Origin of the sequence: Staphylococcus sp. Mo2-1, from assembly GCF_046721385.1 — a bacterium.
Lineage (GTDB): Bacteria > Bacillota > Bacilli > Staphylococcales > Staphylococcaceae > Staphylococcus > Staphylococcus equorum_A.
In genome coordinates this window covers 491,548-502,941 of the sequence record NZ_JBEUUK010000001.1, presented here as the reverse complement: position 1 = coordinate 502,941, position 11,394 = coordinate 491,548, and the positions used below count along the sequence as shown (strand labels likewise).

11 protein-coding genes and 2 pseudogenes are annotated in these 11,394 nt (G+C 32.5%); 4 read left to right on the top strand and 9 right to left on the bottom strand.

Going from position 1 to position 11,394, the window contains the following annotated elements; all coding sequences use genetic code 11:
* Positions 1-212: 212 nt before the first annotated feature.
* Positions 213-1,298, top strand: coding sequence for a lipoteichoic acid biosynthesis protein CozEa (gene cozEa / locus ABLV95_RS02520; protein WP_460872505.1), 1,086 nt, complete (start codon positions 213-215; stop codon positions 1,296-1,298).
* 173 nt (positions 1,299-1,471) lie between these two features.
* On the opposite strand, the pseudogene fabI reads toward cozEa, so the two are convergent.
* The 7 genes and pseudogenes from fabI to ABLV95_RS02485 all read right to left on the bottom strand — a co-directional run bounded on the left by fabI (position 1,472) and on the right by ABLV95_RS02485 (position 8,447).
* Positions 1,472-2,243: pseudogene (gene fabI / locus ABLV95_RS02515) on the bottom strand (enoyl-ACP reductase FabI).
* A gap of 263 nt (positions 2,244-2,506) precedes the next feature.
* Complete coding sequence (locus ABLV95_RS02510) at positions 2,507-4,351, bottom strand: cation:proton antiporter (RefSeq protein WP_460872504.1); 1,845 nt, start codon at positions 4,349-4,351, stop codon at positions 2,507-2,509.
* A gap of 9 nt (positions 4,352-4,360) precedes the next feature.
* The gene (gene mgtE, locus ABLV95_RS02505) at positions 4,361-5,761 is read right to left on the bottom strand and encodes a magnesium transporter (protein WP_285322882.1); all 1,401 of its coding nucleotides are present in this window, start codon (positions 5,759-5,761) and stop codon (positions 4,361-4,363) included.
* Between the two features lie 12 nt (positions 5,762-5,773).
* Positions 5,774-6,627 (bottom strand): annotated as a pseudogene (locus ABLV95_RS02500) (RluA family pseudouridine synthase).
* Positions 6,627-7,436, bottom strand: coding sequence for an NAD kinase (locus tag ABLV95_RS02495; protein WP_069818042.1), 810 nt, complete (start codon positions 7,434-7,436; stop codon positions 6,627-6,629). Before ABLV95_RS02495 ends, ABLV95_RS02500 begins: the two are co-directional and overlap by 1 nt.
* A gap of 11 nt (positions 7,437-7,447) precedes the next feature.
* Positions 7,448-8,083: a GTP pyrophosphokinase family protein gene (locus ABLV95_RS02490; protein ID WP_460872503.1), complete on the bottom strand. Its 636-nt coding sequence runs from the start codon at positions 8,081-8,083 to the stop codon at positions 7,448-7,450.
* Positions 8,084-8,099: 16 nt separating this feature from the next.
* Positions 8,100-8,447 carry a UPF0738 family protein gene (locus ABLV95_RS02485; protein WP_069818041.1) on the bottom strand — a complete coding sequence of 116 codons (348 nt, stop codon included), beginning with the start codon at positions 8,445-8,447 and terminating at the stop codon, positions 8,100-8,102.
* 188 nt (positions 8,448-8,635) lie between these two features.
* Between ABLV95_RS02485 and ABLV95_RS02480 the strand changes: the two genes are divergently transcribed.
* From ABLV95_RS02480 to yjbH, 3 genes are all read left to right on the top strand, one after another.
* Entirely contained in the window at positions 8,636-9,220 is a 585-nt protein-coding gene (locus ABLV95_RS02480; RefSeq protein WP_285322879.1) for a CYTH domain-containing protein, read from the top strand.
* A gap of 87 nt (positions 9,221-9,307) precedes the next feature.
* Positions 9,308-9,679, top strand: coding sequence for a truncated hemoglobin YjbI (locus ABLV95_RS02475; RefSeq protein WP_427705075.1), 372 nt, complete (start codon positions 9,308-9,310; stop codon positions 9,677-9,679).
* Between the two features lie 17 nt (positions 9,680-9,696).
* Entirely contained in the window at positions 9,697-10,485 is a 789-nt protein-coding gene (yjbH, locus tag ABLV95_RS02470) for a protease adaptor protein YjbH (RefSeq protein ID WP_069833067.1), read from the top strand.
* Positions 10,486-10,721: 236 nt separating this feature from the next.
* Here yjbH and ABLV95_RS02465 read toward each other — a convergent pair whose 3' ends face one another.
* A complete protein-coding gene (locus tag ABLV95_RS02465; protein ID WP_460876288.1) occupies positions 10,722-11,057 on the bottom strand; it encodes an NAD(P)-dependent oxidoreductase in 336 nt (111 codons plus the stop codon).
* Complete coding sequence (locus ABLV95_RS02460) at positions 11,032-11,259, bottom strand: hypothetical protein (protein ID WP_460876286.1); 228 nt, start codon at positions 11,257-11,259, stop codon at positions 11,032-11,034. The genes ABLV95_RS02465 and ABLV95_RS02460 overlap by 26 nt, the downstream gene beginning before the upstream one ends.
* Positions 11,260-11,394: the final 135 nt, after the last annotated feature.

Sequence of the window (11,394 nt, the reverse complement as noted above, 5' to 3'; positions counted from 1 at the left end):
ATTAATAATAAAAATTTTTAATAACTTAAATTTTCCAATGAAATAATTTTACACTATTTAATGCATTATGTAACTTTAGTTAATATTCTATAAAGTTATTTGAATCGATTTCATTATTCATCGAATTGACATCAATTTTTATCTTTTGTTCTGTAGCTATTTGAGATATACTGAATAGTACTTCAAATACGATTTTTAGGAGGAAAAGTCCTATGCTTAATAAGGTTTGGTTTAGAACAGGCGTTGCCTTACTTATCCTGTTTTTACTAATCAAATTAGTAATGGAAGTCCATAGTGTCTTCACACCATTTATTGTTATTATTCAATCAGTATTGTTACCACTGTTACTTAGTGGCTTCTTATTCTATATCTGTTTACCTTTTCAAAAAATACTTGAAAAAAACAAAGTTCCACGTTGGGGTAGTATAACAATTATCTTGATTGCGTTAGTTATTATTATAAGCAGCTTTGTAGGTTATATTGCACCGCTGATAATAGAACAAATTTCAAGATTAATTAAACAAATCCCAACGCTACAAAATGAAGTTCAACACATTGTTAATTTTGCTTTAGATCAAATGGAAAGATTGCCAACAGATGTAACAGATAGAATTAATAATATGATTAAATCAATGAGCGATGGCGCTACTAGCATATTATCTAATTCATTAGGATTCGTGACATCATTTATTTCTACTATGTTTCTACTCATCATGGTGCCATTCTTCCTAATTTATATGCTAAAAGACCACGAAAGATTTATTCCTTTTATTGCAAGATTGTTTAAAGGGGATAGAAAAGTATTCGTAGTTGAATTATTAAAAGACTTAAACGAAACAGTTAAATCTTATATTCAAGGTCAAGTAACTGTAAGTATTATTTTAGGTGTCATTTTATATATTGGTTATTCTATTCTAGGACTTAACTATACATTATTACTTGTTATGTTTGCCTGTCTTGCCAATATGATTCCATTCCTAGGCCCTTGGATGGCATTTGTGCCTGCTGGAATCATTGGCATTATACAAAGTCCAACGGTATTTATTTGGGTCTGTATCATTACACTGATTGCACAACAGCTAGAAGGAAATGTCATTACACCAAACGTTATGGGTAAATCTTTAAACATCCATCCATTAACAGTCATTGTTGTGATTTTAGCAGCAGGTAACCTTGGTGGTTTTGTACTCATCCTTGTTGCTGTGCCACTATATGCTGTTATTAAATCTATCGTCCGTAATGTATTCCGGTATAGACAACAGCTTATTGAAGCGACTAATAGTGACGTCAAAGATTAGCTCGTTTATAAAAATTGTTATTTAACTAAAAAAGCTGAAAGATCCTTTACATTAATAAGGATCTTTCAGCTTTTTAGTTTGTCATCATAGTGCCACTTTTTATAGTTTTTAAAAAATACCTCTAACGTGCAATGTTAATTACTACACATTGCGTATTAGAGGTGTTTGGATTATTATTTAACGATATGATAACCACTGTCAACATGAATGTTTTCACCAGTTACTCCACTAGAGAAATCACTTAATAAGTATGCTTGCAGTTTTACCTACTTCTTCTTGATCAACATTACGTTTTAATGGGGCACGTTCTTTTATCTCATTTAAAATCGTATTGAATCCGCCTACGCCTTTTGCACTTAAAGTACGTATTGGACCTGCTGAGATTGCATTTACACGAATATTGTCTTCACCTAAATCTAATGCTAAATAACGGACATTTGCTTCTAAACTTGCTTTAGCAACACCCATAACATTATAATTTTGAACAGCAAATTCTCCACCTAAGTACGTTGTAGCTACGATACTACCACCTTCAGGCATCAATTTTTTAGCTTCACGTGACACGATTGTTAATGAGTATGAACTTATGTCTTGCGCTAATAAAAATCCATCGCGAGAAGTATCTATGAAACGACCACGTAAATCTTCCATGTTTGCAAAAGCGATTGAGTGATAAACACCATTAATGTTTCCAACTTCTTCGCCAATTTTAGCAAAACCGTCGACAACATCTTCATCTTTTTGAACATCAATTTGATACATATGATGTGTTTCTTGATTCAATTGTTCTACTAATTTTTCTAACTCTTTTTTACTTCGCTCTTTACGATATGTAAATACTAATTTTGCACCTAATTCATCTAATACTTTAGCTACACCAAATCCGATACTACGTTTATTAGCAATACCCATAATGACAAACGTCTTATTTTCTAAATTAAACATGAGAATAACTCCTTTATTAAAGTTTTCATTTCAAACCGGTTCGAGAAATCATCAAAAAGCTTTGACTCATTGACTCGATTCCAATTCCAATATCCCTTATTTTAACATTGGTTTGATTGTTTAAACAGTTTTTTTACTATCTATAATCTATTTAATTAATATCTACGCTTTCTATCAAATGAAAGTCATTTTAAACCTAATTATAAAAGTAAGCGTCAGAGGTACATAAAAATCATTTTTTTAACTTAACGCTATACTCGTTGCTAATAATAAAATTCTAATTCACGTTTCAATTCATCTACATATTCTTTAGAGCCAGTTACAATCACTCTATCTCTATAACGTAATTGTGTATCACCATGAGGCACGATAGACTCATTATTTCTAATGATACGTACAAAAATAATATCACCATCGAATGGGAAATTACGTAATTGAATTTGGTCATATTGATGATTTAACATTGCGATTTCATATAATGAAGTTTCAACATTACTTAAAAGATTAAGCATGTTTGGTGTTTCAATTAAACCTTTCAGTAATATTTTGTTACTCAAATAACTACTGAATACTTCTATGCCTTCTTTTTGTAGTTCAACATCACTAGAGCTTGATTCTAACCTACAAATTACACGTTTAACACCATGTGCTTTAGCCATCAAAGCAACTTTTCGGTTAATATCATCATCATTAGTTGAACAGACTACAATATTTCTTTCAAATAACCCTAATCGTTCCAATAACTCTTCTTCATAATCAGCAATTTCAATCATAGAAATGGCATCAGATAGCTTGCGTTTATCACTTAAATCATTTCTATAATAAAGTGAAACTTGATAAAGCTGTGAAGTTAAATTCTGAGCGATAGGTATTGTTAATTGGTTTTTACCGATTAAGCTAACTTCAATTTGTCTTGTTGCTTCATCTGGCATTGGGAACATCTTTTTAAAGACAATAGGTACAAATACACATGTAATAACTGAACTTAGTATTAAAATACCTGATATTTCACTAGAAATAGTACCTAATTGTTCAGCGATTTTCGCCGATGCGATTACTAAAGATAGTGTTGAAGTTAGTAGAAAGGCTGAAGAAATCGTTGTTTTCATATCGAACCATCTACGTATGTAAAACACAGGAACTAATTTCGAAATTAAAAATGCTAATATTAAAAAGGGTATAATTAATAATAACGATGGTTCTTTAATTAACTCTGGAATATTTAAATCTACCCCTACCATTATAAAGAATATAGGAATAAAGAAACCATAACCAAATGAATCTAATTTCTCTACCATATCTTCATCTGGACCTAATAATGATACAACGACACCTGCTAAGAATGCCCCAAGTATATTTTCAGCTCCTACGCCTTCTGCTAATGCTACTAACAAAATGATCAATGCAAAGACTGCACGTATTCCAATTTGTGTCGTACCATCCATCAACATTTGCGGGAACTGCGCTTTCTTGAAGATACCTCCTAAGAAATAAAAGATAAGTGTAAATACAACTAAACTACCAATTAACCAAAGTGATGTGCTGCCAGAAGCATGCATCGCGCCATAACCTGTAAGAAGTATCATTGTCACTAAATCTGCTAGTACAGCAACAAGTAGGATAAATTGTCCTATTGTAGTGCGCATAATGTTCATTTCTTTTAAAGTTGGTACTACTACACCTAAAGAAATTGTGGAAATAATAATTACCATAAGTAAAACATCATCTATTAATCCGAACCATTTAAACATATAAGCAAATACAATTGAAATAATCATAATAGCCATAAATACAATAACTGCTAATTGTAAATGCCCAGGTTCTTGTTTTTTAGATTTTTCTTCTTGTGTAGTCGAACTTTTATCTTTTTTAAATGCTTTAAAATCTATTTCTAAACCACTTAAAAACATTAAAAAGATAAATCCTAAAGTGGATAAAATATTAAGCATCGCATCGCGTTCTACTAAATTTAAAAATGAGTGACCAATAACGATACCCATTAATATTTCAGCAACTACGACAGGTAAAAAACTAACACGTAGTCTATTGACTAAAATTGGTGTTAAAAATGCCGCTAATACAACGACAACAAGCGATAGAAATTCCATATAACCCTCCTACGTTAAATAAGACATAAATGACGTTGCTAAACCAAAATAAATTAACATACTTACGATATCATTAATTGTTGTAATAAAAGGGCCACTCGCCACTGCGGGGTCGATTTTCAATTTATCCATAACTAACGGAATCATTGAGCCTACTAATGTACCGACTGTCATTGCTATCGTCAAACTAGCGCCTACAATCACTGCTAATATCGGTTGACCATAAAGTATCATTATAATTAAAAATAGCAATATTGAGCAAATTAAACCACTTAAAAACCCACTTCCAGTTTCTCTCAGTGCTACTTTGAATTTACTTTGCTCGTAAATTTCACCAGTTGAAATATTACGCACAGAAACGGCAAGCGATTGTGTACCAGAATTACCTGACATCCCACTTATAATTGGAATAAAGGCAGCTAATAATGCCACTTGCGATAAAGTATCTTCGAAAGAGCCTAAAATTGTGGCAGTAATCATACCTAGAAATGTTAATATAATTAACCAAGGCAAGCGTTTTCTAGCTGTTTTTATAATGGAATCGTTCGTCGCATCAACATCTGACACACCGGCTAAGCGTGAGTAGTCTTCGCTAGCTTCTTCATCCATAACATCTAAAATATCATCGATAGTTATAATACCAAGTAAATGATCTTGATAATCTACTACAGGCATCGCAATAAAATCATAATCTCGCATTTTTTGAGCAACGTCTTCTTGATCATCTGCCGCATTTGCACTGATTACACGTTCACTCATAATATCTTCAATATATGCATCATTTTCAGCCACAATTAAATCTCTTAACGAAAGTACGCCCGCAAGTTGTTTATTATCATTTACTGTGAAAATAACATAAATTGTTTCGGCATCTGGTGCTTGTTCTTTTACGTGCATCATTGCTTCTTTAACTGGCATTGTCGCTTTTAAAGAAATATACTCTGTCGTCATGATACCACCAGCAGTATCTTCTTCGTAGTGTAGTAATGCTTTGATTTCTTTAGCATCTTCACGTTTCATTAATGTGAGTAAGCTAACAATTTTTTGCTTAGATAACTGATTCATTATATCTACAGCATTATCATAAGACATGTCTTCTAGCACTTTACTCGCATATTCGGCATCCATAGTGTCAAAAAGTGATTCATATTCATCTTCGTCAATTTCTAGTTGTTCAAAGAAATCAGCTACTTCTTCAGGTGATAATACTTCAAATATTCTTTGTCGAATTTCTTCATTGCTGTCTTCAAAGTATTCACTTTGTTCATATGTATGCATCGCTAAAAATTCATTTCTAAATTCATCGATATGGTTTTCAAGCAACAAATTATCTAACAACGCTTGATCATATACTTGTTCGTCCTCTAAAGTGATTGAATCCTTTTCATTAGCCAATGGCCCCACCTCCATGAATGTTAAAAATTATATCATATTAAATATAGATTCTATTGCGCTATACTCATCATTTATCTCAATCTTTTTATACGTGATTGGATGAATAAAAGTTACGCGTACACAGCGTAATAATTGATGTGTATATATTGGGTGCTTTTCTCCATATAAATCATCGCCCACGATTGGATGTCCTATATGTTGAAAATGCACACGTATTTGATGTGTTCTACCAGTTAATAAATGTACTTCGCTCAAACTATAATCTTCAGAACGTTGCGGCATTTAAAACGTGTTCTCGCTTCTTTACCCTTTACGTTAACTTGGCGTTGAATAATACTAGATGGATCTCTTGCAATAGGTGCATCAATCAAGCCTTCATCTTTCAAACTCCCATGGCATATACATAAATATCGTTTATCAACCTGTGTCTGAGACATTAAATGATGGATAAATCCATGTTTGGTAAATAGAACGATGCCAGATGTATTACGATCTATCCGAGTAACGATATGAGGGGTAATTGAGAGAGATGACTGTTTAAAATAGCCTAATACTTGCTCGACTAAGCTCAAATGTTTATGATCTCTCGAGGGTGCACAATTTTGAAGTGCAGGTTTCGATACAACAAGTAAATATTCGTCTTCGTATAAGATATTCAATCTATCCGTAAAAGGCAGCAAATTCGAACTTGGCGTTTCATGCCCTAAATGAACTTGAAGCACATCGCCAATTTCTAACTGTTTTCTAACTGTAACTGGCTGTCCGTTAACAACTAAAGCGCCATTATGTTTAATGGCGCTTATAGTCCGCTTAGAATAATGGTTTTTTTGTAAAAATGTTCTTACCATTTCTGGACATTCAATATCATATGTGAATTTCATTACTCATCTTCCCCACTAGAGATAAAGGAATCATGTACTCTTTTCCAGAAAGGAAATGGTCTAAATCTAGCAAACCTTACTTTTTCATTAGCTACTCTAAATTGTATAGCATTAACATTTTTATGTTTAATACTTACATGATCAATAGTAGTTAATATCGTGTCATGGTTAACAGGTGTTATCAAACAGGTATGGTGTTTAGGCAATACTAAAGGCGAGCCTACTGTTCTAAACACTCTATTATTAATTGATGCAATTTCTGCAATTTGCATTGCTTCTAGAGATGGATGAATTAACGCGCCACCTAAGGCTTTGTTATACGCCGTTGAACCTGATGGTGTAGATACACATAAACCATCACCTCTAAATCGTTCAAATTGATTACCTCGTATGTTCACATCGACCACTAAAGTAGAACCATTTTCTGTTTTCATAGTTGCTTCGTTTAAAGCTAAATATCTTGTTTCGTAACCATTATCGTTATAACGCACAATAATTTCTAACAAAGGATATTCTATGACTTGGAATTCTGAATTATTAATTTCAATAATTAACTTTTCTACTTCATGTGGTAACCAGTCCGCATAAAATCCTAAATGACCAGTATGTACCCCTACAAACGCACAACGAGATAGCATGTGGCTATATTGATGGAAAGCTTGTAACAATGTCCCGTCACCGCCCACTGATATAACTATCTCAGGATTATCTGGGTCTTCAACCATTTGAAAATCCTTCATATGGTTAATCATTTTATGTTTCAGTGCATTCGATTTCGAATCACCTTTAGATAGTATCGTATAACGCATGATTACACCCCCTAATCATTATTATGTTTCTTAGAGCGTTTTTTAGAATAATATTTTTGTGCTTCTTGAATTTCTTCTTTAATTTCTGACATTTCTTCATCAAGTAAAAACGCTGCTTCTGTCGCCCGTTCAAGGCGATGTTGAATCTCAGGTGGGTAATCTCCATCATATTTATAACGTAATGTATGTTCAACAGTGGCCCAAAAGTTCATGGCTAGCGTTCTGATTTGAATTTCTGCTAATATTTTCTTTTCTCCTTTTAGTGTTTCAATAGGATATTCAATAATAACATGGAATGAACGGTAACCACTTTGTTTGGTATTACTAATGTAATCTCGTTCTTCCACAACTTTAAAATCTTCACGTTGTCTTAATAAATTAACTACAACTTCAATGTCATCAACAAATTGACACATTAAGCGTAACCCTGCAATATCATACATTTCTTCATGTAATCGATCAAAAGAAATTTGACGCTTATTTGCTTTATCAATAATGCTAGTCATTGGTTTGACACGGCCAGTTACGAATTCAATTGGCGAAGCATTGTCTTCTACTTCATATTGTTTTCTAAGGCCTTTTAATTTAATTTTCAATTCGTCCACCGCTTGTTTATATGGAGATAAAAATTGATCCCATTGATTCATAATGCCTCACTCCGCTTCACTCTAGTTCGAAAGTATCTTCTACAACGGAAACAAACGCTTTACCATAATTTAAATTACCTTGTATGTTATCCAATATGTAATTAAATTCCCTTTCGAACTGCTGTAATTCTAATTTATCATTTATTATTATTTTCTTACCTTTATTTTCATGTAGCATAGACCAAGTTTCTTGAACAAAAATTAAATATGAATACGATTGTCCATCATCCAAGATGTAGGCAAAACTATAATTATCACTGTCAACAAGCATTTGTCCTGCTTCTTCTAGACCTTCTGTAGACGCTTCTGTATAACAATTAATACTATCTTCTGTTACTTTAATTTCATTTACATAAATACGCATGCTTGTTCCTCCTTATTCTCCCTCATTTTAACATAATTCTATCGCACATAACACGTTACAAGGCTAATGTTACGACAACAATTTAGCATAATACCTAAAGTATTTTAAATTTTAAAATGCAGTTCAATTTAAATTATGTCGTAAGTGTTTTAGAATAAATCATTATATGCTTTAAAGGAGTGTTTCTCGTGGCAACTAACAATGAAATTGAATTCAAACAATTATTATCTCAATCACAGTACCAATCTATATATAATAAGTATTTCCCAGACATGGAACCCTTCAGTCAAACAAACTATTATATAGATACTGAGCAATTTGATTTACGCTCACATAAGTCTGCACTAAGAATACGCGTAAAAGATGAATACTATGAAATGACCTTAAAGATACCTGCCGAAGTTGGCTTAATGGAATATAATTTTGAAACAGATGTTATACCCGAATTAAATAAAAAATTAGTCGCGAATGATTTACCATTAGAAATCACCGAACAATTAACTAAAATGAATGTTGACATTAATCAGCTTGTTATTCTTGGTGCTTTGACTACTTCGCGTTTAGAAAAAGAAATCCAAGGCAATTTACTCGTTTTAGATAGAAGTGACTATTTAAATTATCAAGATTATGAATTGGAATATGAAGTTGAAGATTATGATGATGGTTTAATTCAATTTGAAATGATTCTTGAAACATTCGACATTAAACACGAAACACCCGAAAATAAAGTACAAAGATTTTTCAATCGCAAATCAAATTTGAACAACAACTAATTGCGCACAAGTTTAAAAAGTCGAATTACTTCCAAATGTAAATATTCGTGTTATATTAGTTATATATTAAGAGAATATGGTGATAAAATGACACAGACACCTTACGAAATCATTGGACATGAAGCATTATATAAGATGATTGACCATTTCTATTTTTTAGTGGAAAAAGATGACAGAATTAACCATTTGTTTCCTGGAGATTTTCAAGAAACAAGTAGAAAACAAAAACAATTCTTGACTCAATTTTTAGGCGGACCAAGCCTTTATTCAGAAGAACATGGTCATCCAATGTTAAAAAGACGTCATATGGAGTTTATAATAACAAACAACGAACGCGACGCATGGCTTGAAAATATGTATAGTGCTATTCAGCATGCAGATTTCCAAGCAGGTGTCGGCGATTATTTGTATGAAAGATTGCGTTTAACAGCGAATCATATGGTTAATACCGAAAACTAATTGTAGGTGAAATGTACATGACTGAAGAATTAAAATTAATACATGCTAATAGTCGTGAAGATGCGAATCTTTCACCTGTGAGTAAGATAGAAATTTATTCTTTTTTCGACCCATTCAGTAAAGATTGCTTCAAATTATCAGCAATTCTCTCTAAATTGCGTATAGAGTATAAGCAATATATCAGTATAAGACATATATTAAATCCATCTTTACGTGTCTTAACAAAATGCCAAGCGCAGAGCACATCGGACTTAGATAATATTGCACTCGCATATAAGGCTGCTGAACTTCAAGGACGCATACGTGCTGAACGTTTTATACACCTTGTACAAAATGAAATTATACCAAAAAGAGATATAATCACTGAATCAATGGTCAATAATTGCATAAGTAATGCGGGGTTAGATTATGAAGTCTTTAAAGAAGATTTGCATAGTAGCTATTTAAAAGAAAGCTTACAAGTAGACTTGCATATTGCACGAGAAATGGAGATTGAAGAAGCGCCTTCACTTGTATTCTTTAATGAAGACGTTCACGAAGAAGGATTGAAAGTTGAAGGTCTCTATCCTTATCACATCTATACGTATATCATAAATGAACTAATTGGAACACCTATTGAAAAAAAATTACCGCCTACACTCGAAGGTTATATACAACAACAGCAATTAGTTACTAAAGAAGAGTTACTTACCATTTATGAATGGCCTGAAAAATTAATGAATAAAGAACTTAAAAAATTAGCACTGCAACAAAAGATAGAAAAACTTAAATCTCCAGATGGAAAATTTTGGAGATCTAAAATTTGAATGTGAAATAAACAGATAACCACACTTTTTAACAAATAAAAAGATAGCCCTAAAGGCTATCTCAGAATGCCAACAAAGTCACAGGCTTTGTTGGCATTTTTTGTGCGTACTTTTCGCTAGTACAGCTTCAATCTATAATCTTCTTCTAGTACTTTTCCACAAGTATCGGTCCAAATCACTATTTATATTTCAGGGTTGAGACATAGTCTCATCTTACTAAAGTTTTCATTATTATTTTATTTCGCAAATACTGCAAAACGTTGTTGGATATGTTGTGCATCTACTACTTCATCTACCATTGCTTGAGCAAAATCTGCATAACTTACATTTGAACCAATAACTTCGTCTGCACTCAATTTATATTCTCCAGTTTTCTCACCATTATATTGAAAATCTGGCGCAGGACAAACAAATGTCCATTTTACATCTTTTCGTTTTTGTATTTCTTCTAGTGTTTTGATTTGTGCTTGGCTAATCTTTTTAAATTGGTCAGGAAAATCTGGTGCGTCTATCAACTTCAGCGTATGTGCTTCATCTACATACAAACTACCTGCCCCGCCAATAATTAACAAACGCTTGCTCGCTGTTACTTACTAAATCACCTAGATGTTTCATTGATTTACTATGTTCATCTAATTTATTTTCATCAGGTTGTCCAAAAGCATCGATAACTACATCAAATTCTGCAATGTCAGCCATTGTTAAATAGAATAAATCTTTTTGAATCACTTGATCTGCTACTGTTTTATTTGAACTTCTTACAATGGCAGTCACGTCTAGCCCTCTATCATAGGCTTCTTTTGTAATGAGTTGCCCTGCTTTACCATTTGCTCGCTACAACTGCTAATTTCATCTATACAACCTCTTTCTTGTATTTATTTTAAGTACAAGTTAATTCTATAACTTTAA